Origin of the sequence: Burkholderia cepacia GG4 (assembly GCF_000292915.1) — a bacterium.
Taxonomy (GTDB): Bacteria; Pseudomonadota; Gammaproteobacteria; order Burkholderiales; family Burkholderiaceae; genus Burkholderia; species Burkholderia cepacia_D.
Map to the genome: position 1 here is coordinate 1,300,479 of NC_018513.1, position 22,629 is coordinate 1,323,107.

The following is a 22,629-nucleotide window of genomic DNA, read 5'->3' on the forward strand; positions in this document are numbered from 1 at the left end:
GAGTGATACGAAGTATGTATCGGCTGTCGTTCTTTAACAATCTGGAAGAAGTAAGTAATTTGGATAGCGGAAGCGTCTTGAGATGGACGTGAAAACTATCCGGGTTGTGATTGTATCGATGTATCTCAAGATGATTCGAACTCTATGTTTGACTCAATTGGAATACGGCACAACGCGAGAACTCAACCTGTAGCGACTGTCGATGAGACAGACTCGTTATAGGGTCAAGCGAACAAGTGCATGTGGTGGATGCCTTGGCGATCACAGGCGATGAAGGACGCGGTAGCCTGCGAAAAGCTACGGGGAGCTGGCAAACAAGCTTTGATCCGTAGATGTCCGAATGGGGAAACCCACTCCTTTTGGAGTATCCATAGCTGAATACATAGGCTATGCGAAGCGAACGCGGTGAACTGAAACATCTAAGTAACCGCAGGAAAAGAAATCAACCGAGATTCCCAAAGTAGTGGCGAGCGAAATGGGATGAGCCTTGCACTCTTTATTTGTATTGTTAGCCGAACGCTCTGGAAAGTGCGGCCATAGCAGGTGATAGCCCTGTAGGCGAAAACAGTATGAAAGAACTAGGTGTGCGACAAGTAGGGCGGGACACGTGAAATCCTGTCTGAAGATGGGGGGACCATCCTCCAAGGCTAAATACTCGTGATCGACCGATAGTGAACCAGTACCGTGAGGGAAAGGCGAAAAGAACCCCGGGAGGGGAGTGAAATAGATCCTGAAACCGCATGCATACAAACAGTCGGAGCCTCGTAAGGGGTGACGGCGTACCTTTTGTATAATGGGTCAGCGACTTACGTTCAGTAGCAAGCTTAACCGTATAGGGCAGGCGTAGCGAAAGCGAGTCCGAATAGGGCGTTCAGTTGCTGGGCGTAGACCCGAAACCAAGTGATCTATCCATGGCCAGGATGAAGGTGCGGTAACACGTACTGGAGGTCCGAACCCACTAACGTTGAAAAGTTAGGGGATGAGCTGTGGATAGGGGTGAAAGGCTAAACAAACTTGGAAATAGCTGGTTCTCTCCGAAAACTATTTAGGTAGTGCCTCGTGTCTCACCTTCGGGGTAGAGCACTGTCATGGTTGGGGGGTCTATTGCAGATTACCCCGCCATAGCAAACTCCGAATACCGAAGAGTGCAATCACGGGAGACAGACATCGGGTGCTAACGTCCGGTGTCAAGAGGGAAACAACCCAGACCGCCAGCTAAGGTCCCCAAATATAGCTAAGTGGGAAACGAAGTGGGAAGGCTAAAACAGTCAGGAGGTGGCTTAGAAGCAGCCACCCTTTAAAGAAAGCGTAATAGCTCACTGATCGAGTCGTCCTGCGCGGAAGATGTAACGGGGCTAAGCTATATACCGAAGCTGCGGATGCGTGCTTTGCACGCATGGTAGGAGAGCGTTCCGTAAGCCTGCGAAGGTGCGTTGAAAAGCGTGCTGGAGGTATCGGAAGTGCGAATGCTGACATGAGTAGCGATAAAGGGGGTGAAAGGCCCCCTCGCCGTAAGCCCAAGGTTTCCTACGCAACGTTCATCGGCGTAGGGTGAGTCGGCCCCTAAGGCGAGGCAGAAATGCGTAGCTGATGGGAAGCAGGTCAATATTCCTGCACCATTGTTAGATGCGATGGGGGGACGGATCGCGGAAGGTTGTCCGGGTGTTGGAAGTCCCGGTCGCTGCATTGGAGAAGGCACTTAGGCAAATCCGGGTGCGTAATTCAAGGGTGTGGCGCGAGCTCCTTAGGGAGCGAAGCAATTGGAAGTGGTTCCAAGAAAAGCCTCTAAGCTTCAGTCTAACGATGACCGTACCGCAAACCGACACAGGTGGGCGAGATGAGTATTCTAAGGCGCTTGAGAGAACTCGGGAGAAGGAACTCGGCAAATTGGTACCGTAACTTCGGGATAAGGTACGCCCTTGTAGCTTGATGCCCCTGCGGGCAAAGGGTGAAGGGGTTGCAATAAACTGGTGGCTGCGACTGTTTAATAAAAACACAGCACTCTGCAAACACGAAAGTGGACGTATAGGGTGTGACGCCTGCCCGGTGCCGGAAGATTAAATGATGGGGTGCAAGCTCTTGATTGAAGTCCCGGTAAACGGCGGCCGTAACTATAACGGTCCTAAGGTAGCGAAATTCCTTGTCGGGTAAGTTCCGACCTGCACGAATGGCGTAACGATGGCCACACTGTCTCCTCCCGAGACTCAGCGAAGTTGAAGTGTTTGTGATGATGCAATCTACCCGCGGCTAGACGGAAAGACCCCATGAACCTTTACTGTAGCTTTGCATTGGACTTTGAACCGATCTGTGTAGGATAGGTGGGAGGCTATGAAACCGGAACGCTAGTTTCGGTGGAGCCGTCCTTGAAATACCACCCTGGTTTGTTTGAGGTTCTAACCTTGGCCCGTGATCCGGGTCGGGGACAGTGCATGGTAGGCAGTTTGACTGGGGCGGTCTCCTCCCAAAGCGTAACGGAGGAGTACGAAGGTACGCTAGGTACGGTCGGAAATCGTGCTGATAGTGCAATGGCATAAGCGTGCTTAACTGCGAGACCGACAAGTCGAGCAGGTGCGAAAGCAGGTCATAGTGATCCGGTGGTTCTGTATGGAAGGGCCATCGCTCAACGGATAAAAGGTACTCTGGGGATAACAGGCTGATACCGCCCAAGAGTTCATATCGACGGCGGTGTTTGGCACCTCGATGTCGGCTCATCTCATCCTGGGGCTGTAGCCGGTCCCAAGGGTATGGCTGTTCGCCATTTAAAGAGGTACGTGAGCTGGGTTTAAAACGTCGTGAGACAGTTTGGTCCCTATCTGCCGTGGGCGTTGGATATTTGAAGGGGGCTGCTCCTAGTACGAGAGGACCGGAGTGGACGAACCTCTGGTGTACCGGTTGTCACGCCAGTGGCATCGCCGGGTAGCTATGTTCGGAAGAGATAACCGCTGAAAGCATCTAAGCGGGAAACTCGCCTTAAGATGAGATATCCCTGGGGACTAGATCCCCTTGAAGGGTCGTTCGAGACCAGGACGTTGATAGGTCAGGTGTGTAAGCGCAGTAATGCGTTCAGCTAACTGATACTAATTGCCCGTAAGGCTTGATCCTATAACAAGTCTGCCTTGTAGATCGGCGCCGTGCGACAGCACTGGCTGCAGGATCCGAAGCGACAAGTTGGATTCTCGTGTGTGATACACACAACCAAAATTACTGCTTCTTCCCAGATTGGTCGCGTTGCGAAGCAACGCGACAACCCTCTTTGCCTGATGACCATAGCGAGTCGGTCCCACCCCTTCCCATCCCGAACAGGACCGTGAAACGACTCTACGCCGATGATAGTGCGGATTCCCGTGTGAAAGTAGGTAATCGTCAGGCTCCCTAAGCCAGAAACCCCCGCCCGAAAGGCGGGGGTTTTTGCATTGGTGCGCCGGAAATGGTGGGGTGCTGAGGTGCTGAGGTGCTGAGGTGCTGATGCGGTGAACTGGTCGCTGGCATCGGCGGGCGGTGAGCTGGCCGCGACCTGTACCCGAATGCACACAGTTCCCCATACATCCGGACTACCGTCGATCTTGTCGCCAGCGCCCGGCCCGGAACGAAACGACGCGATTTGATACGATCGAAGCATCGGCGGCGGCATCGGTGTCGACGTTCGAGTTTGAACCATAGCTTGATCGAGAGAGGGCGGGAATGAATATCGGCGACGCGTCGCGCGAATCCGGAGTCAGCGCGAAAATGATCCGGTACTACGAACAGGTCGGCCTTCTCGCGCCGAGCAAGCGCAGCGACGCCGGGTACCGGATCTACGGATCGGACGAAATCCATATCCTGCGCTTCATCCGCCAGGCGCGGCGGCTCGGATTTCTCGTCGAGGATATCCGCAAGCTGCTGATGCTCTGGCAAGACCGAGCCCGAGCCAGTGCCGAAGTGAAGTCGATCGCCCTCGAACACGTGGCCGAACTCGACAAACGCATCGCTGAGCTGAGCGACATGCGCGACACGCTGGCCGATCTGGCTGCGCACTGCCATGGTGACGGGCGGCCAGAATGCCCGATTTTGGCGCGTCTCGCTGACCCGGTCAGTGAACCAGATTAGTGCGCGCCCTCGAGGCCGGAAATGGGCCTCGATTCAATTTCTATAAAAATCAATGGGTTGGCGATAATGCTTCACAATCCATTCCGAATTGGAATGGTTCCCATGCAAGCATTTCACTAGCATCTTGGTGCGGCATCGCTATAATTCGGGATAACCCTATACGGGAAATCCCTGAATCTCGATTCGCCAGGGGTCCCCCCTTCCTTGGAGAACATCATGATCGCCTACATCGTCGAAAAGCTGAGCAACTGGTTCGAATCCGCAGAGCGTGAGCGCCGTGAGGCATACCTCGCCACGTCGTCGGACGTCGTCCAGCTCGAGCACCGCATCCGTTCGCTCGAATCGAACGGCTACTCGCTGTAATCGCAGTCCCCGTCAGGTGCCGTGTGGCACCGAGCGAAAAGCAAGCCCCGTATTGACGGGGCTTTGTTTTTTGTGCGTCGGATCTGGCGAAATCGTCGGTGCGGCGCTATGGTATGGACCTGCTTTTCAACCGGAAGAACCCGACAATGCGCTTGCATCTCGATGTGCGTCACGTTTCCCGCGCGCGTCTCGTCCTGGGCGCGGCAGTGCTCGTCCACGCCGTTGCGGCCGGCGCCGCGACCTCATCCAAGCCATTGATTCTCGATACCCAACGTGGAATCCAGGATGGCAAGGGTGGCCTGGTGCTGCAAACGGCTCCGTTGTCGTCCGAGCCGATCGTCGAACCGGCAGGCTTGCGAACGCCGGCCGGGCAGGCGCCGAATTCGTCGGTCCCGCTGTTTGTCGCGCCGTATATCAATGTCCCGGGCTGGGGCCTGCAGCCGTCCAACCAGCCGAAACCCACGCCGCGACCGCAGCCGTAACGGCTGCGCGCCCGTTCAGTTTCCGCGCTGCTCGATCTGGCAACGGGCGCCGCTGTCCTGTCCCAACCGTTCCACGAGATAGGGCAGCGCTTCATTCATGCTCTGCGCGAGCGTGTACGGCGGATTCAGGATGAACATTCCGCTGCCGTACAGGCCCAGGCCGTCTGCAGGCGGATTCGATACCGTCAACGTCAGGTGCAGCCAGTTGTTCGGCTGCAGCCGCTTGAGCTGCTCCGGAAAACGCTGTGACTCCACACGCGCGACCTGCGGATACCAGATCGCGTAGCAACCGGTCGCGAAACGCTTCAGACATTCCGTGACACAGGTCACGGTTCGCGCGTAGTCCTTCTTGTCCTCGTAGGACGGATCGATCAGCACCAGCGCGCGCCGCGGCGGCGGCGGCAGCAGCGCCTTGACGCCTTCGAAACCGTCACCGGCGAAGATCATCGCGCGTCGCCCCGCATCGCGGAAGTTGTGACGAAGCACGTCGATTTCGGTCGTGTGCATTTCGAACAGGCGCATGCGGTCCTGTTCACGCATCGATCGCCACGCGAGATACGGGGAGCCCGGATAGTAGTGCAGCTCGCCGTCGTCGTTCAGTGCGCGGACTTCGTCGATGTAATCGCCCAGGGCCTCGGGCAGGTTCTTGTCGTTCCACAGCGGGCCGATGCCGGTGTCGAATTCCGACGTCTTGGCGGCATAGCCGTCGCGCAGCGAATATACGCCGGCGCCGGCGTGCGTATCGATGTACCAGTACGACTTGTCCTTCTTGTTCAGGTAGCGCAGCAGCTGGACGACGACGGCGTGCTTGAGCACGTCCGCGTGGTTGCCTGCGTGAAAACCGTGACGATAACTGAGCATGGCTGGCTGCCTGGAACGAAAGATGAATCGATGAAAACGGACGATCAAGCGCGGCTGTCGGGCCGGCGCGGATGCGGCCGCGTATTGTACGCGAGTGTCCGCGGGTCGCCTTACTCGTATGCGTTGCCGACGGCCTCCTCGATGCGTTGCTTGACTTCCGGTGTCAGCCTGGCGGCGACGTCGAGTGCGCGCATGTTGTCGCCGATCTGCTCGATCCGCGACGCACCGGTAATGACCGAACTCACGTGCGGATTCGCGAGCACCCACGCGATCGCGAGCTGTCCCGTGCTGCAGCCGAGTTCGGCCGCGATCTCGCCGAGCTGCTCGACGACATCGTTGCTGGCTGGATCCGTCAGCCGGTCGCGGAGCCAGTCGTAGCCCTGCAGTTGCGCACGGCTGCCCGGCGGTACGCCGTTGCGGTACTTACCGGTGAGCAGGCCCGACGCCAGCGGGCTCCAGGTCGTCAGGCCCAGCCCGTAGTCGTCGTAGAGCCGCGCATATTCCTGTTCGACCCGGGTACGGTGGAACAGGTTGTACTGCGGCTGCTCGACGACCGGCTTGTGCAGATGATGCCGCTCGGCGGTTTCGCATGCGGCGCGGATCTCGTCGGCACTCCATTCGGACGTGCCCCAGTACAGCGCCTTGCCGCGCACGATCATGTCGCTCATTGCCCAGACGGTTTCCTCGATCGGCGTGTTCGGATCGGGGCGGTGGCAGTAGACGAGGTCGACATAGTCGAGCTGAAGCCGGCGCAACGAGCCGTCGATCGCGTTCAGCAGATATTTCCGGTTCAGCGTGTGGTACTGGTTCGGCGCTTCCGCAAGACCCCAGAAGAACTTCGTGGACACGAGGTAGCTGACGCGCGGCCAGCCGAGCGACTTGAGCGCCTGGCCCATGATTTCCTCGGATTTGCCGCCCGCATAGACCTCGGCGTTGTCGAAGAAATTGACGCCCGCGTCGCGGGCCGCGGCGAGGCATTCGCGTGCGACCCGCTGGTCGACCTGATTGCCGTACGTGACCCACGAGCCGAGCGAGAGCTCGCTGATCTGCAGGCCGGAGCGGCCTAGTCGTCGATACTGCATGGAAACCTCCCGCGACTCGGAACCGACCTTAAGCTTAGACGTTTTGCGCGCGGACGGCGGGGCCAATCGTGCACAATAGCGGCTGGCCCGCCTGCACGATCCGCGTGACGAAAGCGGATGCAGCGGGGCGCGCTTTTTCGATCCGATAAACAAAGGAGACGGACATGGCAGCAGATCTGAGCGGCAAGACCGCAGTCGTCACGGGCGCCGCAAGCGGCATCGGCAAGGAAATCGCACTCGAGCTCGCCAAGGCGGGCGCGGCCGTCGCGATCGCCGACCTGAACCAGGACGGCGCGAATGCGGTTGCCGACGAGATCAACAAGGCAGGCGGCAAGGCGATCGGCGTCGCGATGGACGTGACCAACGAGGAAGCCGTGAACAGCGGCATCGACAAGGTGGCCGAGGCGTTCGGCTCGGTCGACATCCTCGTGTCGAACGCGGGCATCCAGATCGTCAACCCGATCGAGAACTACGCGTTCTCCGACTGGAAGAAGATGCAGGCGATCCACGTCGACGGCGCGTTCCTGACGACCAAGGCCGCGCTCAAGCACATGTACAAGGACGATCGCGGCGGCGTCGTGATCTACATGGGTTCGGTGCACTCGCACGAAGCGTCGCCGCTGAAGTCGGCGTACGTGACGGCCAAGCACGGGCTGCTCGGCCTGGCCCGCGTGTTGGCGAAGGAAGGCGCGAAGCACAACGTGCGCTCGCACGTCGTGTGTCCGGGCTTCGTGCGCACGCCGCTGGTCGACAAGCAGATTCCGGAGCAGGCGAAGGAACTCGGCATCAGCGAAGAGGAAGTGGTGAAGAAGGTGATGCTCGGCAATACGGTCGACGGCGTGTTCACGACGGTGCAGGACGTCGCGCAGACGGTGCTGTTCCTGTCGGCATTCCCGAGCGCCGCGCTCACCGGCCAGTCGTTCGTCGTCAGCCACGGCTGGTTCATGCAGTAACGGCTTCCGGCACGGGCGGCCGCGATGCGCGCTGTCCGTGCGGAGACGTCGCCTGCAAGCAGAACGGCATAAAAAAACGCGCTCCGGGGAGCGCGTTTTTGTTTCGGCAGGGCGGGCCGGTGACGGCTGCCGCCCGCTGACGCCGACTTACTTCAGGACCGCCGCGACTGCATTGGCGACCACGTCGAGGTTGCGCGTGTTCAGTGCTGCAACGCAGATCCGGCCCGTGCCGACTGCATAGATGCCGAACTCTTCGCGCAGGCGATCGACTTGCGCCGAGGTCAGGCCCGAATACGAGAACATCCCGCGCTGCGCGTTGATGAAGCTGAAGTCGCGATCGACGCCGCTAGCCTTCAGGCGCTCGACGAGGCCGTTGCGCATCGCGCGGATACGGTCGCGCATTTCGCCGAGTTCCTGCACCCACGAAGCGTGCAGTTCCGGCGACGCGAGCACGGCCGCGACGACGGCGCCGCCATGGGTCGGCGGGTTCGAGTAGTTCGTACGGATCACGCGCTTCAGTTGCGACAGCACGCGCGTTGCTTCGTCCTTGCTCGACGTGATGATCGACAGCGCGCCGACGCGCTCGCCGTACAGCGAGAACGACTTCGAGAACGACGACGACACGAATGCATTCAGGTCGGCCGCGGCAAACAGACGCACGGCCGCGGCATCGGCCTCGATGTTCTCGCCGAAGCCCTGGTAGGCGATGTCGAGGAACGGCACGAGGTTGCGCGCCTTGACGACGTCGACGACCTGCTGCCATTGCGCTTCGGTCAGGTCCACGCCGGTCGGGTTGTGGCAGCACGCGTGCAGCACGACGATCGTGCCTGCCGCATAGCTGTTCAGCGCCGACAGCATGCCTTCGAAGTTCACGCCGTTGGTGGCGGCGTCGTAGTACGGGTAGGCGACGACTTCGAAGCCGGCGGCTTCGAACAGCGCGCGGTGGTTTTCCCAGCTCGGGTCGCTGATCGCGACCTTCGCGTTCGGGTTCACGGTGCGCAGGAAATCCGCGCCGATCTTCAGCGCGCCCGTGCCGCCCAGCGCTTGCGCCGTAACCACGCGGCCCGCGGCGATCAGCGGCGAATCGTTGCCGAGCAGCAGCTTCTGCACGGCCGCATCGTAGGCGGCGATCCCGTCGATCGGCAGGTAGCCGCGCGGCAGGCCGGCGTCGACACGCACCTTCTCCGCTTCGCGAACCGCGCGCAGCAGCGGAATCTTGCCTTCTTCGTTCGTGTACACGCCGACGCCGAGGTTGACCTTGGTCGGACGCGCATCGGCGTTGAAGGCTTCGTTCAGGCCCAGGATCGGGTCGCGGGGAGCAAGCTGGACAGCGGAGAAGAGCGACATGATGATTCGGCAGTAGTGAAAAGAGGGTCAGGCTTTCAGCCGGCGGGGCGGGCGCAGCGGACCGCGCGCCAACAGGCACGGCGCCGGAAAGCACAGCAGCCTGATATTGTAGCGAATTCACGCTGGCGGGGGCTGTGATTGCGCGGCGAATCGCGATTTCGGGCGGCGCTCGCGCGTCAGGAGCCGTCAGCGGTTCGCAACGCCGTGAAGCGCTAGAATAGTTTTTTTGCCCTCGCTCCGGCCGCACTCCATGTCCGAACATCACGCCGAAGTCGGCGACGCGCTCGACGAATCGAAATTCGTGACCTTCGAAGGGTCACCGTTCCAGCTGTACCAACCGTATCCGCCCGCAGGCGACCAGCCGACCGCGATCGACACGCTCGTCGAAGGCGTCGGCGACGGCCTCGCCTTCCAGACGCTGCTCGGCGTGACCGGTTCGGGCAAGACCTTCACGATGGCCAACACGATCGCGCGGCTCGGCCGCCCGGCGATCGTGTTCGCGCCCAACAAGACGCTGGCGGCGCAGCTCTACGCGGAGTTCCGCGAGTTCTTCCCGCGCAACGCGGTCGAGTACTTCGTCTCGTACTACGACTATTACCAGCCTGAAGCGTACGTGCCGCAGCGCGACCTGTTCATCGAGAAGGACTCCTCGATCAACGAGCACATCGAGCAGATGCGGCTGTCGGCGACCAAGAGCCTGATGGAGCGCCGCGACGTGGTGATCGTCGCGACCGTGTCGGCGATCTACGGTATCGGCAACCCGTCCGAATACCACCAGATGATCCTGACGCTGCGCACCGGCGACAAGCTTGGCCAGCGCGACGTGATCGCGCGGTTGATCGCGATGCAGTACTCGCGCAACGAACAGGACTTCCAGCGCGGCACGTTCCGCGTGCGCGGCGACACGATCGACATCTTCCCTGCCGAGCACGCTGAGTTGGCCGTGCGCATCGAGCTGTTCGACGACGAGGTCGAGACGCTGCAGCTGTTCGACCCGCTGACCGGGCGCGTGCGGCAGAAGATCCCGCGCTTCACCGTGTATCCGTCGTCGCACTACGTGACGCCGCGCGACACCGTGATGCGCGCGGTCGAGACGATCAAGGACGAGTTGCGCGAGCGCCTCGAGTTCTTCTACAGCGACGGCAAGCTCGTCGAGGCGCAGCGCCTCGAACAGCGCACGCGCTTCGATCTCGAGATGCTCCAGGAGCTCGGCTTCTGCAAGGGCATCGAGAACTACTCGCGGCATTTCTCGGGCGCCGCCCCCGGCGAGCCGCCGCCGACCCTCGTCGACTACCTGCCGCCCGACGCGCTGATGCTGCTCGACGAATCGCACGTGCTGATCGGCCAGTTGAACGGGATGTACAACGGCGACCGCGCGCGCAAGGAAAACCTCGTCAACTATGGCTTCCGGCTGCCGTCGGCGCTCGACAACCGGCCGCTCAAGTTCCCGGAGTTCGAGCGCAAGATGCGCCAGGTGGTGTTCGTGTCGGCGACGCCGGCCGACTACGAGCAGCGCGTGACGGGGCAGGTCGCCGAGCAGGTGGTGCGGCCGACGGGGCTCGTCGATCCGGAAATCGAAGTGCGTCCGGCAAGCTCGCAGGTCGACGACGTGCTGTCCGAGATCAATGCGCGCGTGAACGCCGGCGAACGCGTGCTGATCACCGTGCTGACGAAACGGATGGCCGAGCAGCTCACCGAGTTCCTGGCCGACCATGGCGTCAAGGTGCGCTACCTGCACAGCGACATCGACACGGTGGAGCGGGTCGAAATCATCCGCGACCTGCGGCTCGGCACGTTCGACGTGCTGGTCGGGATCAACCTGCTGCGGGAAGGTCTCGACATCCCCGAAGTGTCGCTGGTCGCGATTCTGGACGCGGACAAGGAAGGCTTCCTGCGCGCCGAGCGCTCGCTGATCCAGACGATCGGTCGCGCCGCGCGGAACGTGAACGGCAAGGCGATTCTGTATGCCGACAACATGACCGAGTCGATGAAGCGCGCGATCGGCGAAACCGAGCGGCGCCGCGCGAAGCAGATCGCGCACAACGAGAAGATGGGCATTACGCCGCGCGGTGTCGTGAAGCGCATCAAGGACATCATCGATGGCGTCTACAACGCCGATGAGGCGCGCGCGGAGCTGAAGGAAGCGCAACAGCGCGCGAAGTTCGAGGACATGTCGGAAAAGCAAATCGCGAAGGAAATCAAGCGCCTCGAAAAGCAGATGGCCGATTACGCGAAGAACCTCGAGTTCGAGAAGGCCGCGGCCACTCGCGACCAGCTTGCACTGCTGCGCGAGCGCGTGTTCGGTGCGAATGTGGGCGACCACATCACCGGCGGCCGGTAAATCTTTCCAAACGTCACTGAAATCATCATGTAACACCGTTGTAAGCCTTGTCGGATCAGGGGTTTACACGGTGTCTCGTTTGTTCCGGAGCCGGTTCGGTGCTAAACTCCGCAAGTATTGAGAATTGTTCGCATTAGCGTTATTCGTTGCGTTAGTGTTTTCAGCGCGTTCCTGACGGGTGGCGCGCGATTAGTCAGATAAATAACAAGGAGTGTCCATGTTGGGTTCTTCGTTCATCCGCACGTCGGTTGCGGTAGCGGCGGCGTTTGCCGCGATGTCGGTCTCGGCTGCCGAATATCCGATCGGCAAGCAGCAGATCCAGGGTGGCATGGAAATCGGCGCGGTCTACCTGCAGCCGATCACGATGGATCCGGAAGGGATGATGCGCAAGGCGTCGGATTCCGACATCCACCTCGAGGCCGACATCCACGCGGTCAAGAACAACCCGACAGGTTTCGCGGAAGGCGACTGGATGCCGTACCTGCAGGTCACGTACAAGCTGACGAAGCAGGGCGACACGAAGTGGAAGGCTGAAGGCGACCTGATGGGCATGGTCGCGAGCGACGGCCCGCACTATGGCGACAACGTGAAGCTGGCCGGCCCGGGCAAGTACCACCTGACGATGACCGTCAAGCCGCCGATGCAGTCGGGCCACATGGCATTCGGCCGTCACGTCGACAAGGAAACGGGCGTGGGCGCGTGGTTCAAGCCCGTCACCCTCGAATACGACTTCCCGTTCGCCGGCATCGGCAAGAAGGGCGGGTACTGATCGGTGGCATCACGGACGGCGCGCTTCGGCGCGCCGTCGGCGTAGAGAACCCAGAATGAAATTTCCCCAGAAAATCGTCGCCGCAGCCGCCGCGCTGTGGCTCGCCGGCGCGGCGCATGCCGCCGATCTGCCGACGTTCAAGCTCGAGATGACGGACGGCAAGCTGAATCCGGCCCGGATCGAAGTGCCGGCCGGCCAGCGCTTCAAGATCGAGATCAGGAATACCGGCAAGGGTGCCGCCGAATTCGAGAGCGTGCAGTTGCGCAAGGAGAAGGTGCTCGCACCGGGCGCCGACTCGTTCGTGGTTGTCGCCCCGCTGTCGCCGGGCGAATACAAGTTTTTCGACGATTTCCACCAGCAGGCACAGGGCGTGATCGTCGCGAAGTAATGCGTTTTATCTGCGTGCGGACGCATGCGTGCCGTGCCCCGCACGTCAGGAGGATTCAATGGGTCAGATCTTGTTCATCGTCTGGCGGGAGAGCGTCGAAGCGCTGCTCGTCGTCGGCATCCTCTATGCATGGTTGAAGAACGGCGACGACGACGCGCGCCGCGGCCTGCCGTTTCTGTGGACGGGCGTGGCAGTCGGCCTGCTGATGGCCGTCGGTCTCGGCGCCGCGCTCGTCGGCTTTACCGAAGTGCTGTCCGGCGACGCGCAGGACTATTTCCAGACCGCGATGGTGCTGATCGCGTGCGTGCTGATCGTGCAGATGGTGCTGTGGATGCGCCGGCACGGCCGCACGCTGAAGCGCGACATGGAGCATTCGCTGCAGCAGAGCACGCGCGATTCGAACTGGTGGGGCGTGGCCGTGCTGGTCGCGCTCGCGATCGCACGCGAAGGCAGCGAGACGGTGATCTTCCTGTACGGCCTCGGTTTCGGCCAGTCGGGGCATGTTGACGGCAGCCAGATGCTCGCGGTCGTGCTCGGCCTCGGCCTCGCGTTCCTCACGTTCTATCTGCTGCAGCTCGGCGGCAAGTACTTCTCGTGGCGGCATTTCTTCCGCGTCACCGAGGTGATGCTGCTGTTCCTCGGCGCGGGCCTGTTCCAGACCGGCGTCGACAAGCTGATCGACAAGGAAATCCTGCCGCTCGGCATCTCGCAAGTGTGGGACACCTCCGCGATCCTCGATGATTCCGGCACGTTCGGCTCGCTCGTCGCGACGCTGACCGGCTATCGCGCGCACCCGGCGCTGACCAACCTGGTCGCGTACGCCGTGTACTGGGCGGTGGTCTGGCTGCTGATGAAGCGCGCGAGCCGCCGTCCGGCGGTCCCTGCGGGCCGCGCGGCATGAGCGTGGTCGCCGCAGCCAAGCCGGGCTGGCTCGCGCAGGCCGGCCAGTGGATGCAGCGCCACGGCGCGGTGATCCGCGGCATCCAGTGGGTCGTCGTCGGCGTCTACGCGTTCCTGATCATCGTGCCGGCGGTGTTGCCGCTGCCGGACGATTCCGCGCACCTGTGGAGCAACCTCACGCTGATCGCGCAGTTCGTGTTCTGGGGCATCTGGTGGCCGTTCGTGCTGCTGTCGATGGTGATGCTCGGCCGCGTCTGGTGCGGCGTGCTGTGCCCGGAAGGCGCACTGACCGAATATGCGAGCAAGTTCGGCCGCGGCGGCGCGATTCCGCGCTGGATGCGGTGGGGCGGCTGGCCGTTCGTCGCGTTCGGGCTCACGACGATCTACGGGCAGATGGTCAGCGTGTACCAGTACCCGCTCGCGGTGCTGTTCGTGCTGGGCGGCTCGACCGTCGGCGCGATCGTGATCGGCGTGCTGTACGGCCGCGAGAAGCGCGTGTGGTGCAAGTATCTGTGCCCGGTCAATGGGGTGTTCGGGCTGCTCGCGCGGCTCGCGCCGATGCGCTACAAGGTTGATGAGGATGCGTGGCGCCGCTCGTACAAGAACGGCGAGCACGGGCATCGCGTGATTCCGATCAATTGCGCGCCGCTCGTGCCGTTGCGCAACATGAAGGGCGCCGCCGCATGCCACATGTGCGGCCGCTGCAGCGGGCACCGCGACGCGATCGCACTGTCGTGGCGCTCGCCGTCCGACGAGGTCGTGAACCTCGGTGAGCAGCAGGCGAACCCATGGGACACGGCGCTGATCCTGTACGGCCTGCTCGGCGTCGCGATCGGCGCATTCCACTGGACCGCCAGCCCGTGGTTCGTGCAGATCAAGCAATGGCTCGCGGGCTGGCTGATCGATCACGACATCACGTGGCCGCTCGAGACCAATGCACCGTGGTTCCTGCTCACGCACTATCCGGATCGCAACGACGTGTTCTCGTGGCTCGACGGCGGGCTGATCGTCAGCTACATCGTCGGCACGGGGCTCGTGTACGGCACGGCACTGCTGGTGCTGCTGGCCGGTGCGACGCTGATGCTCGGCCGTTTCGACCGCGTGCGTCTCCATCATCTCGCGCAGGCGCTGATCCCGATCGCGGGAGCCGGCGTGTTCCTCGGGCTGTCGGCGACGACGCTGTCGCTGCTGCGGGCCGAGCACGTGCCGCTCGACTGGGCGACCAGCGTCCGTATCGCGATCCTGGTCGGCGCGAACGCGTGGAGCGCGTGGCTCGCATGGAAGGTGACGGGGCGTTATGCCGCGTGGCCGCGCCGGCTGGCTGCATTCGCGTGGTTCGCCGCCGGCCTGGCCGTCGTCGACAGCGCATGGTGGTTGATGTTCTGGGGTTTCTGATGCGGGATTGAGGGCCTTGAGGCCGCGTTCCGGAGCAGGGGGCGAAGTCGTCGTGCTGCCTGGCTCCGGATCTTTTTGTTCCTTTGCATCCGGGCGCCCAAACAAAAAGCGACACGTCCTTCGACGTGTCGCTTTTTTTCTTCCTTGTGCGAGAACCAAAAAAAGTGGCTTGGCTTGCTGCAACGGCTGCTTGAGTGTGTTTGCACGAAGGGGTCTAGATCTCGCGTGCAAGCCGTTGCGCTGGCTACTGCCCAACACCTCTCAGGGAGGTGGTCCCCACAATACTCGGTCGTTACTTCGTCAGGATCAGCTTGCCGAGCCGCGTGGCACGCAACTGATACGTCTCTCCGTTATGCGCGATGCTGATGTGGCTGTGGCCTTGCAGCAGCGCATCGCTGCTGAGGGTCCGGGTGCCGGCATCGCGGCTTCCGGCGGGTTTCGCCGGCGTCGTGACCGCCGCCGTCTTCTGACGGTTGGCACTTGCGGTGCCGGTCGTGCGGCGCAAGGTCAGCGTGGTCGGGCGCATGGTGTCGGTCATTCGGTTGATCGGTGACTGTCGATACGATGGAATGAATTCTAAATGATAACCATTCCCATTCGCAAAAACTCTTTATCGATCGAAATGACAGAGTTGATAGCTTGAATCAAAGCGGCGGCCCGCAGGCCGCCGCCGGGTTCAGTGCAGCGGGTCGGGATCCTTGCGGCCCTGCGCGTATTCGCGGATCAGGCGGACCGTGTCGATATCCGACGTGCGGTACGCTTCCTTGACGATCCCGTGCGTCTGCCGGGCATCTTCGCTGTCGTCCGTGACGGTCAGCGTCGTGCGGTATTCGAAACGCAGGAACAGTTGGTGGTCGTCGTCGCGTTCCTCGATCGTCATCGTCAGCGAGCCGCCGATCTCGCCGTCGGCCGCGAGGATGTCGTAGCGGACCTGCTGGTTCGGCGTGAACGTGACGTGGTCGCGCACGGTCGCGTGGCCGTAGTGCAGCTCACGTTCGAGCGTCGTTTCCGTCCGTTCGTGGACGACGCAGCTGTCGAGGCCGAGCACGAACAGTTGCGGCTGTTCGGCGCGCAGCACGAGGCCTTCCCAGAGCTGGTCGCGGGTGAGGGGCGGCACGGCCGGATCGTCGGAGTTGATCTGGATCAGATGTTCGAAGTTCAAGGGGACGGGTTCCTTCTGGTGGCGGGCAGCCACATGGTTCAAGAAGTCATTGTGACGCAAAACGAGCCGTTTCGCGGCACCTGCGGCCCCGATCGGGCGTCACGCTTCGATGCGTCCCATCCGGCCGGTCTGGTAGTCGACGACGGCCTGCCGGATCTCTTCCTCGGTATTCATCACGAACGGGCCATAGCGGACGATCGGCTCGTTGAGCGGCACGCCGCCGACCAGCAGCAGGTCGAGCGGCGCATCGCCGGCTTCGAACGTCACGGCATCGCCATCGTCACCGTAAACGATCATGTGCCGTGCGTCGACGACCTGTCTGTCGGGCCCGTAGCGGCCCGCTCCATCGAGCGGGTATGCGAATACGCGATAGCCTGCCGGGACCGGCTGCGTGACCGTTGCGCCCGGTTGCAACGTGAAATGCTGGTAGAGGATCGGCGTGCGCGTCTCGATCGCCGCGCGAACACCGAACGCTTCGCCGGCGATCACGCGGACCTGCGCACGACCGTCGGGCGACGTGGCGCTCGGAATCCGATCGGCCGAAATCTCCTGGTAGCGCGGTGCGATCAGCTTGTCGCGGCGCGGCAGGTTGACCCACAGCTGGAAGCCGTGCGAGCGCCCGCCTGCCTGCGCGAATTCGGGATCCGGCATCTCGCTGTGGACGACGCCGGCACCCGCCGTCATCCATTGCACGTCGCCGGGCCCGAGCGTGCCGGCATGGCCGGCCGAGTCGCGATGGCGAAAGCGCCCGTCGAGCACGTAAGTCACGGTCTCGAAGCCGCGATGCGGGTGGTCGGGCGCACCCACGGCTTCGCCAGGGGCATAGTCGATGGGGCCCATTTCATCGAGCAGCAGGAACGGATCGAAATCCATCAGCAGCCGGGTCGGGAACGGGCGGTGAACCACGAAGCCGCCGCCTTCGGTCGTGCGAAGCGCGGGGTACGTGCGGTCAAGCGAGCGAGCGATCGTCATGCAGAAGCCCTCGAAATCATCGGAATAGCGTTATTTTTGAAACACAGCGCTATTATATTGGGCGTTTTACCGCCCGATTGACGGCGGTTCGCAATGGATTGTTCTGAAATTGGAACGATGACATGAACATCGATGCACACAACCTGAACGACCTGATGTACTTTTCGCAGGTCGTCGAGCACGGCGGTTTCTCGGCTGCGGAGCGCGTGCTGGGTATCTCGAAATCGCGCCTGTCGCGGCGCCTGACCGAACTCGAGGCGGCGCTCGGCGTGCGCCTGCTGCAGCGTTCGACGCGCAAGCTCGCGCTGACCGAGGCGGGGGAGCTGTTCTACCAGCATTGCCAGGCGATGCTGGCCGAAGCCCAGGCCGCGATGAACGCCGTGCAGCAGCTGCGCGCGTCGCCGCGCGGCTCGGTGCGCGTGAGCGTCCCCGTCACGCTGTCGCAGACGATGCTGTCGCGCATCCTCCCCGAATTCCTGCACCGCTATCCCGAGGTGAAGGTGCACATCCGTGTGACGAATCGCGTGATCGACCTGTTCGAGGATTCGATCGACGTCGCATTGCGCGTGCGCTCGGAGCCGCCGCAGAACGCGAACATCGTCGTGCGGCCGCTGTGGCGGACCGAGCAGATGCTGGTCGGTGCGCCGAGCCTGCTGAACCAGAATGCGCCGCCGCTCGTGCCGGACGATCTTGCGCATTTCGAGACGCTCGATACGCCGAGCGTCGACGGACGCCACGTGTTCAGCCTGATCGCGCCGGACGGCACGCGTCACGTGCACGAGCACGACCCGCGGCTCGTGACGGCCGACCTGATGACGATCCGCGAGGCCGTGCTCGACGGCCTCGGCATCGCGGCGCTGCCCGAGATGATGTACGGCAATGCGTTGCGCGCGGGGCAGTTGTCGCCGGTGATGCCGGGCTGGACGTTGCCGGTGCCGCAACTCTATGCGGTGTTCGTGTCGCGGCAGGGGATGCCGCCCGCGGTGCGCGCGTTCGTCGACTATCTGGTCGAGAAGCTCGACCACGGCGATTACAAGGAGCCCGGCTGCCCCGAGCGCGCGAAGAAGGAAGCGGCAGCGGCCGATGCTTCGGCCACCTGAATGCAAGATGTGCTTCGTGGCAAATTTGTTTTGTCATTGAAGCGCCGTCGGCAATCGCAAGTTTCAATCGGTGGGGTCTTGAATGCAAACGCGCGCGGGCCTATATTGAAATCCCATTTCGCGAAGGAAGTTCGGAGCGGAATCAGGTGGCAGCATATATTGCGAGCCAGATAGGGCAGAACGCGCAATCCGTGAAGACCACGGTAGTCGCATTTGCGTTGCTCGAGGCGCAACCGATACCGCCGAAGAGCCCGCAGCCCGAAGGCGCCCGTGTGCGCACGAAAAAAGGCCTTCATCTGGCGATGAAGGCCTTTTACTTTGTGCGCGGCCGGCGAGGTGCGGCCGGCTAGGCGCGGCTGGCTAGGTGCGACCGGCCGGATAGCCGGCGAAGCGTTGCCGGCGACGTGCGAATGCGCGTGCGTTACTTCGCCTTTGCAGTCGGCTCCGTGACGAAGCCGAGCTTCGTCAGGCCGCCAGCCTGAGCATCGGACATCACTTCGGCCACATGCTCATATGCAACCTTGCGATCGGCGCGCAGGTGCAACTCCGGTTGCGGCTGATGCTGTGCCGCTTCCGCGATGTGTGCCCTCAGCTGCTCGCGCGTGACCGCCTGGTCGTTCCACAGGATCGTGCCGTTGCCCTGGATCGCGACGTCGACCGTCTGCGGCTTCTCTTCGACGGGCTGGCTGCTCGCGTGCGGCAGGTCGATCTTGACCGCGTGCTGCATCGCCGGGATCGTCACGAGGAAAATGATCAGGAGTACGAGCATGACGTCGACGAGCGGCGTCATGTTGATCTCGCTCATCACGCCATCGTCGTCATCGTCGCTGAAACCGGTGTTCATTGCCATGGTTCACCTCGTCTCAGCTGGCGCGCGTCGCGAGACGCAGGCCGTCGCGGGCCGACGACGACGCGAGGCGCGCGCCCGTCACGAAGTACGCGTGCAGACCGTGCGCGAAGCGGCGCAGCTTGCTGACGACACCCTTGTTCGCACGGGTCAGTGCGTTGTAGCCGAGCACTGCGGGAATCGCGACGAACAGGCCGAAGGCCGTCATGATCAGCGATTCGCCGACCGGGCCCGCCACCTGGTCGATCGACGTCTGGCCGGTTGCACCGATCACGAGCAGCGCGTGGTAGATGCCCCACACCGTGCCGAACAGGCCGACGAACGGCGCCGTGCTGCCGATCGACGCGAGAATCGCGAGGCCGGCCTGCATGCGCGAGATGCCTTCGTCCATCGTGTCCTTCAGGCAGCGCGTGACCCAGTCCGATACGTCCATGCGATCGTGCAGGTGCGGTTGCGTCTGATGGTGGTGGTCGGCGGCTTCCTTGCCCGACAGCGCGAGCGCGAGGAACGGGTTGTCGCTCGGCGTCGATGCGGCGAGGCCGAGCTTCTTGATGCCGTCGTCGAAATCGTCCGAATGCCAGAATGCCTGTTCGGCATTCTTCGTGAGACGGTTCAGGCGAACCACGTTCCAGCCCTTGACGATGATCACGATCCACGACAGGACCGACATCACGAGCAGCGTGATCGCGATGGCGCGCGTGACGAAATCACCTTGCGCCCAGACGTGCGCGATACCGTAGCTTTGCATTTTTATTTCCTTTGAATCTTCCGAATGAGGCGGGTTAATCGTCGAGCGTGAAGTTGAAGGGCAGCGTATGTGCGGCGCGGATCGCCTGTCCATTTTCGATATACGGCGGACAGGTACTGTCGCGCGTCGCATCGAGCGCGGCTTCGTCGAGACGCGGGTAGCCGCTGCTCTTCTGCAACTGGATGCTTTCGATCTTGCCCGTCACGCCGATGATGAAGTGAACATAGGCCGTGCCCGTTTCGCCGCGGCGGCGCGACATCGACGGATAGCTGGGTTTTACGAAATTGCAGGTGAGTGCCGATACGTTCTTCGGCGCGCTGACCTGCATCGTCTCGCGAGCCGGGCCGGGTGTGGCGGCCGGCGCAGCAGGTGCCGGTGCGGCGGGAGCGGGCGTTGGATCGGCAGCCGCCGGCGCGGGCGTCGGCGAGGGCGATTGCGCGACCGGCTGAGGCGTCGGCTTGACTGCCTTCTGCACGGGCTTCGGCTCGACCTTGGGCTTCTCGCGCGGCGTGGGCTTCGGCGGTGCGGGCTGCGCGGCCGACTGGACCGCGACCGGCTGGGCAGCAGGCGCAGGCGGAATGAGTTGCGCGGTGATCGACTGGACCTCGATCTCCTTCGGCGGCGGCGCGTTGCGATGGAGCCAGGCGGCCGTCAGCATGATCGCGTGTGCGGCAAGCACACCGACCGCGACGGTAATGACCCGGGGATTCATACGGGGGGCAGCCGGCAAGACGCCGGCAGGAGCGGATTGCGAAGCCTGCATGTTAGCTTGAAAGAACGACGTCGCACCCGGGGCGCGGCGGGTGAATCGGTATCACTTGCGGAAGATCAGCAGCGAGATGCACACGGTGGTCACAAATCCGATCAGCAATTCCATGACAGGCTCCTTGGCAGGTAAGCCGCTGGCTCGCGCGGAAGGTGGCTTGCTGACGGTTGAAACAAAAAATGCGGCCGGGCCGCATGCGCACGCTCGGTGCCGCTCAGGCGGCCTTGCGGTCGTAGAACGTCACCGGGATGGGGTGAGCGTGGTGCTCGACACCGCACTGGCTCGCGCAAATACCTTGCTCTGCCATGAGGTCACGCACGGACTCCTCGCACTTGCCGCAGCACGTGGCCACGCCGAGTTCGAACTGGAGTTCATCGAAAGAGCTCACGCCCTCGGCGAGGGACGCGCGAATCTTGCGGTCGGAAACAGACTTGCACACGCAGACGATCATGGTGAGTTGCGATAGCTAACGTTAATGCGAATTATTATCATTAAATTTGCGGGCGTTGACAAGCCTGGGTTCGGCTTTTTTTAAGGTCATCGGACCCTTGAAACGGCGGGAGCGACACGGCCGCGGGGAGCGGGTGCGCCGGCGGTGTGCCGGCCTGCGTCAGGCGGTCGCGCAGGCGCGCGCGTTCGGCGAGGAAATGGTGACGGATTCGACCGATGCGTCGAGGCCGAGCAGCGTCGACGCGAGTGCACGCAGTTGCTGGCCGTCGCTCGTCGAGCAGAAGCGCGGCGGCGCGGCCCGCGTGCCGGCCGGCGCGCGCAGGCCGCGTTCGTCGAGTACCCGAGCGAGCTGGCGGGCGACGGCATCGCTCGTGTCGACGATCGTCAGGCGGTCGCCCACAAGGTCACGAATCGTTTCCGTGAAGAACGGGTAATGCGTGCAGCCGAGCACCAGCGTATCGGCGCCGTCGTCGAGCATCGGCTGCAGGTAACGGTCGAGCAACGCGCGCAACGCGGGCGAGTTCGTGTCGCCGCGCTCGATCGCTTCGACGAGCCCGTGGCCGGGCTGGCAGATGAAGCGACGGCCGGCGCCGTAACGGTCGAGCAACGCCTGGAAGCGCGGGCTGTTCAGCGTCGATTGCGTGGCGAGGACGCCCGCGACGCCACTCGCGGACAGCGCGGCGGCCGGTTTGATGCCCGGCTCGACACCGACGAGCGGCATCGACAGGCGTTCGCGGATGGCCGCGATCGCCCGCGCCGTTGCGGTGTTGCACGCGATGACGAGCGCTTTCGCCCCCTCGCGAGCGAGCCACTCGCCGATGGCCAGCGTGCGTTCCGTAATGAACGCCTCGTCGCGCGGACCATACGGCGCATGGTGCGAATCGGCGACGTAGACGAACGATTCGCCGGGCAGGTGCGCGCGCACGGCGCGCAGCACCGACAGGCCGCCGAGCCCCGAATCGAAGATTCCGACGGGGGCGGCGGGGCGGACCCCGGAAGCGGCTGGCTGGTTCGTCAACGTCATGCGGACGGCGCGGTGGCGGTCGTGGAGAGGGGGGCAGTTACTCGGGCGAACCCATCATCGTCTGCTGGTAGTTCTGCAGGCCGACCTTGCCGATCAGGTCGATCTGCGTTTCCAGCCAGTCGATGTGCTCTTCGGTGTCGTCGAGGATCTTTTCGAAGATCTCGCGCGACACGTAGTCACGCACCGATTCGCAGTAGGCGATCGCTTCCTTGCACGTGGCCTGCGAGATCTGCTCGAGCTTCAGGTCGCACTTCAGGATCTCTTCGGTTTCCTCGCCGACCAGCAGCTTGTGCAGGTCCTGCAGGTTCGGCAGGCCGTCGAGCATGAACACGCGTTCGATGAGCCAGTCGGCATGCTTCATTTCGCCGATCGATTCGTCGTATTCGTGCTTGCCGAGCTTGTCGAGGCCCCAGTGCTTGTACATGCGCGCATGCAGGAAGTACTGGTTGATCGCCGTGAGTTCGTTCTTCAGCTGGGCGTTCAGGTATTCGATGACTTTCTTGTCGCCTTGCATGGCTGTTCCTTGTTCAGTGGGGCTTCAGAAACCGAACGATAATCGCTCGAACGAGAAAAGCCAAGCCTCAAAGCCTTGT

Annotated in this window: 22 protein-coding genes and 2 rRNA genes; 12 read left to right on the forward strand and 12 right to left on the reverse strand. The window is 62.5% G+C overall.

Translation table 11 applies throughout. The features are described from left to right. The first annotated feature begins 222 nt into the window (after positions 1 to 222). The 5 genes from GEM_RS05940 (at position 223) to GEM_RS05955 (ending at position 4,931) form a co-directional block, all read left to right on the forward strand. A 23S ribosomal RNA gene (locus GEM_RS05940) occupies positions 223 to 3,102 on the forward strand. A 154-nt stretch (positions 3,103 to 3,256) separates the two neighbouring features. Further along, positions 3,257 to 3,369: ribosomal RNA gene (gene rrf, locus GEM_RS05945) — 5S ribosomal RNA — on the forward strand. A gap of 312 nt (positions 3,370 to 3,681) precedes the next feature. Then, a complete protein-coding gene (cueR, locus tag GEM_RS05950) occupies positions 3,682 to 4,086 on the forward strand; it encodes a Cu(I)-responsive transcriptional regulator (protein ID WP_014896531.1) in 405 nt (134 codons plus the stop codon). Between the two features lie 216 nt (positions 4,087 to 4,302). Continuing rightward, a complete protein-coding gene (locus GEM_RS29575; RefSeq protein ID WP_014896532.1) occupies positions 4,303 to 4,449 on the forward strand; it encodes a DUF3563 family protein in 147 nt (48 codons plus the stop codon). Positions 4,450 to 4,562: 113 nt separating this feature from the next. Beyond that, a complete protein-coding gene (locus tag GEM_RS05955; RefSeq protein ID WP_014896533.1) occupies positions 4,563 to 4,931 on the forward strand; it encodes a hypothetical protein in 369 nt (122 codons plus the stop codon). Positions 4,932 to 4,946: 15 nt separating this feature from the next. Here GEM_RS05955 and GEM_RS05960 read toward each other — a convergent pair whose 3' ends face one another. After that, positions 4,947 to 5,792, reverse strand: coding sequence for a 23S rRNA (adenine(2030)-N(6))-methyltransferase RlmJ (locus GEM_RS05960; protein WP_014896534.1), 846 nt, complete (start codon positions 5,790 to 5,792; stop codon positions 4,947 to 4,949). Positions 5,793 to 5,902: 110 nt separating this feature from the next. Then, the gene (locus tag GEM_RS05965; protein WP_014896535.1) at positions 5,903 to 6,874 is read right to left on the reverse strand and encodes a potassium channel beta subunit family protein; all 972 of its coding nucleotides are present in this window, start codon (positions 6,872 to 6,874) and stop codon (positions 5,903 to 5,905) included. Positions 6,875 to 7,038: 164 nt separating this feature from the next. Here GEM_RS05965 and GEM_RS05970 point away from each other — a divergent pair, with 164 nt between their 5' ends. Beyond that, positions 7,039 to 7,827, forward strand: a complete 789-nt coding sequence (locus tag GEM_RS05970; RefSeq protein ID WP_014896536.1) for a 3-hydroxybutyrate dehydrogenase — start codon at positions 7,039 to 7,041, stop codon at positions 7,825 to 7,827. Between the two features lie 147 nt (positions 7,828 to 7,974). Here the strand turns inward: GEM_RS05970 and GEM_RS05975 are convergent, their stop codons facing one another. Then, complete coding sequence (locus GEM_RS05975) at positions 7,975 to 9,174, reverse strand: amino acid aminotransferase (RefSeq protein ID WP_014896537.1); 1,200 nt, start codon at positions 9,172 to 9,174, stop codon at positions 7,975 to 7,977. 250 nt (positions 9,175 to 9,424) lie between these two features. Here GEM_RS05975 and uvrB point away from each other — a divergent pair, with 250 nt between their 5' ends. From uvrB to GEM_RS06000, 5 genes are all read left to right on the forward strand, one after another. After that, positions 9,425 to 11,515 (forward strand): excinuclease ABC subunit UvrB, encoded by a 2,091-nt coding sequence (gene uvrB, locus GEM_RS05980; RefSeq protein WP_014896538.1) that lies wholly within the window; start codon positions 9,425 to 9,427, stop codon positions 11,513 to 11,515. Positions 11,516 to 11,732: 217 nt separating this feature from the next. After that, positions 11,733 to 12,284 carry an iron transporter gene (locus GEM_RS05985; protein WP_014896539.1) on the forward strand — a complete coding sequence of 184 codons (552 nt, stop codon included), beginning with the start codon at positions 11,733 to 11,735 and terminating at the stop codon, positions 12,282 to 12,284. Positions 12,285 to 12,339: 55 nt separating this feature from the next. After that, complete coding sequence (locus GEM_RS05990) at positions 12,340 to 12,672, forward strand: cupredoxin domain-containing protein (RefSeq protein ID WP_006760846.1); 333 nt, start codon at positions 12,340 to 12,342, stop codon at positions 12,670 to 12,672. A 58-nt stretch (positions 12,673 to 12,730) separates the two neighbouring features. Beyond that, positions 12,731 to 13,573 carry an FTR1 family iron permease gene (locus GEM_RS05995; protein WP_014896540.1) on the forward strand — a complete coding sequence of 281 codons (843 nt, stop codon included), beginning with the start codon at positions 12,731 to 12,733 and terminating at the stop codon, positions 13,571 to 13,573. Further along, positions 13,570 to 14,967, forward strand: a complete 1,398-nt coding sequence (locus tag GEM_RS06000) for a 4Fe-4S binding protein (protein ID WP_014896541.1) — start codon at positions 13,570 to 13,572, stop codon at positions 14,965 to 14,967. The genes GEM_RS05995 and GEM_RS06000 overlap by 4 nt, the downstream gene beginning before the upstream one ends. A 292-nt stretch (positions 14,968 to 15,259) precedes the next feature. On the opposite strand, the gene hemP is transcribed toward GEM_RS06000, so the two are convergent. The 3 genes from hemP to GEM_RS06015 form a co-directional block, all read right to left on the reverse strand. Next, complete coding sequence (hemP, locus tag GEM_RS06005) at positions 15,260 to 15,505, reverse strand: hemin uptake protein HemP (RefSeq protein ID WP_014896542.1); 246 nt, start codon at positions 15,503 to 15,505, stop codon at positions 15,260 to 15,262. A gap of 138 nt (positions 15,506 to 15,643) precedes the next feature. Next, the gene (locus tag GEM_RS06010; RefSeq protein ID WP_014896543.1) at positions 15,644 to 16,129 is read right to left on the reverse strand and encodes an SRPBCC family protein; all 486 of its coding nucleotides are present in this window, start codon (positions 16,127 to 16,129) and stop codon (positions 15,644 to 15,646) included. A 99-nt stretch (positions 16,130 to 16,228) separates the two neighbouring features. Further along, complete coding sequence (locus GEM_RS06015; RefSeq protein WP_014896544.1) at positions 16,229 to 17,101, reverse strand: pirin family protein; 873 nt, start codon at positions 17,099 to 17,101, stop codon at positions 16,229 to 16,231. A 122-nt stretch (positions 17,102 to 17,223) separates the two neighbouring features. Between GEM_RS06015 and GEM_RS06020 the strand changes: the two genes are divergently transcribed. Beyond that, a complete protein-coding gene (locus tag GEM_RS06020; RefSeq protein ID WP_014896545.1) occupies positions 17,224 to 18,201 on the forward strand; it encodes a LysR family transcriptional regulator in 978 nt (325 codons plus the stop codon). A 421-nt stretch (positions 18,202 to 18,622) separates the two neighbouring features. On the opposite strand, the gene GEM_RS06025 is transcribed toward GEM_RS06020, so the two are convergent. The 6 genes from GEM_RS06025 to bfr form a co-directional block, all read right to left on the reverse strand. After that, the gene (locus GEM_RS06025) at positions 18,623 to 19,051 is read right to left on the reverse strand and encodes an ExbD/TolR family protein (RefSeq protein WP_014896546.1); all 429 of its coding nucleotides are present in this window, start codon (positions 19,049 to 19,051) and stop codon (positions 18,623 to 18,625) included. 13 nt (positions 19,052 to 19,064) lie between these two features. Next, the gene (locus tag GEM_RS06030) at positions 19,065 to 19,796 is read right to left on the reverse strand and encodes a MotA/TolQ/ExbB proton channel family protein (RefSeq protein WP_014896547.1); all 732 of its coding nucleotides are present in this window, start codon (positions 19,794 to 19,796) and stop codon (positions 19,065 to 19,067) included. Between the two features lie 34 nt (positions 19,797 to 19,830). Further along, entirely contained in the window at positions 19,831 to 20,124 is a 294-nt protein-coding gene (locus GEM_RS32485) for an energy transducer TonB (RefSeq protein WP_420358928.1), read from the reverse strand. 652 nt (positions 20,125 to 20,776) lie between these two features. Further along, on the reverse strand, positions 20,777 to 21,013 hold the full coding sequence (locus GEM_RS06040) for a (2Fe-2S)-binding protein (protein WP_014896549.1): 237 nt from the start codon (positions 21,011 to 21,013) through the stop codon (positions 20,777 to 20,779). Positions 21,014 to 21,172: 159 nt separating this feature from the next. After that, positions 21,173 to 22,036: a glutamate racemase gene (murI, locus tag GEM_RS06045; protein WP_014896550.1), complete on the reverse strand. Its 864-nt coding sequence runs from the start codon at positions 22,034 to 22,036 to the stop codon at positions 21,173 to 21,175. Between the two features lie 37 nt (positions 22,037 to 22,073). Continuing rightward, positions 22,074 to 22,550 (reverse strand): bacterioferritin, encoded by a 477-nt coding sequence (gene bfr / locus GEM_RS06050; protein ID WP_014896551.1) that lies wholly within the window; start codon positions 22,548 to 22,550, stop codon positions 22,074 to 22,076. Between the last annotated feature and the right edge of the window lie 79 nt (positions 22,551 to 22,629).

What these genes read in the sequence shown, in the direction of transcription:
- cueR (WP_014896531.1), top strand. Translation starts at nt 3,682, where the DNA reads ATGAATATCGGCGACGCGTCGCGCGAATCCGGAGTCAGCGCGAAAATG.
- GEM_RS29575 (WP_014896532.1), top strand. Translation starts at nt 4,303, where the DNA reads ATGATCGCCTACATCGTCGAAAAGCTGAGCAACTGGTTCGAATCCGCA.
- GEM_RS05955 (WP_014896533.1), top strand. Translation starts at nt 4,563, where the DNA reads ATGGACCTGCTTTTCAACCGGAAGAACCCGACAATGCGCTTGCATCTC.
- GEM_RS05960 (WP_014896534.1), bottom strand. Translation starts at nt 5,792, where the DNA reads ATGCTCAGTTATCGTCACGGTTTTCACGCAGGCAACCACGCGGACGTG.
- GEM_RS05965 (WP_014896535.1), bottom strand. Translation starts at nt 6,874, where the DNA reads ATGCAGTATCGACGACTAGGCCGCTCCGGCCTGCAGATCAGCGAGCTC.
- GEM_RS05970 (WP_014896536.1), top strand. Translation starts at nt 7,039, where the DNA reads ATGGCAGCAGATCTGAGCGGCAAGACCGCAGTCGTCACGGGCGCCGCA.
- GEM_RS05975 (WP_014896537.1), bottom strand. Translation starts at nt 9,174, where the DNA reads ATGTCGCTCTTCTCCGCTGTCCAGCTTGCTCCCCGCGACCCGATCCTG.
- uvrB (WP_014896538.1), top strand. Translation starts at nt 9,425, where the DNA reads ATGTCCGAACATCACGCCGAAGTCGGCGACGCGCTCGACGAATCGAAA.
- GEM_RS05985 (WP_014896539.1), top strand. Translation starts at nt 11,733, where the DNA reads ATGTTGGGTTCTTCGTTCATCCGCACGTCGGTTGCGGTAGCGGCGGCG.
- GEM_RS05990 (WP_006760846.1), top strand. Translation starts at nt 12,340, where the DNA reads ATGAAATTTCCCCAGAAAATCGTCGCCGCAGCCGCCGCGCTGTGGCTC.
- GEM_RS05995 (WP_014896540.1), top strand. Translation starts at nt 12,731, where the DNA reads ATGGGTCAGATCTTGTTCATCGTCTGGCGGGAGAGCGTCGAAGCGCTG.
- GEM_RS06000 (WP_014896541.1), top strand. Translation starts at nt 13,570, where the DNA reads ATGAGCGTGGTCGCCGCAGCCAAGCCGGGCTGGCTCGCGCAGGCCGGC.
- hemP (WP_014896542.1), bottom strand. Translation starts at nt 15,505, where the DNA reads ATGACCGACACCATGCGCCCGACCACGCTGACCTTGCGCCGCACGACC.
- GEM_RS06015 (WP_014896544.1), bottom strand. Translation starts at nt 17,101, where the DNA reads ATGACGATCGCTCGCTCGCTTGACCGCACGTACCCCGCGCTTCGCACG.
- GEM_RS06020 (WP_014896545.1), top strand. Translation starts at nt 17,224, where the DNA reads ATGAACATCGATGCACACAACCTGAACGACCTGATGTACTTTTCGCAG.
- GEM_RS06025 (WP_014896546.1), bottom strand. Translation starts at nt 19,051, where the DNA reads ATGGCAATGAACACCGGTTTCAGCGACGATGACGACGATGGCGTGATG.
- GEM_RS06030 (WP_014896547.1), bottom strand. Translation starts at nt 19,796, where the DNA reads ATGCAAAGCTACGGTATCGCGCACGTCTGGGCGCAAGGTGATTTCGTC.
- GEM_RS32485 (WP_420358928.1), bottom strand. Translation starts at nt 20,124, where the DNA reads ATGCAGGTCAGCGCGCCGAAGAACGTATCGGCACTCACCTGCAATTTC.
- GEM_RS06040 (WP_014896549.1), bottom strand. Translation starts at nt 21,013, where the DNA reads ATGATCGTCTGCGTGTGCAAGTCTGTTTCCGACCGCAAGATTCGCGCG.
- murI (WP_014896550.1), bottom strand. Translation starts at nt 22,036, where the DNA reads ATGACGTTGACGAACCAGCCAGCCGCTTCCGGGGTCCGCCCCGCCGCC.
- bfr (WP_014896551.1), bottom strand. Translation starts at nt 22,550, where the DNA reads ATGCAAGGCGACAAGAAAGTCATCGAATACCTGAACGCCCAGCTGAAG.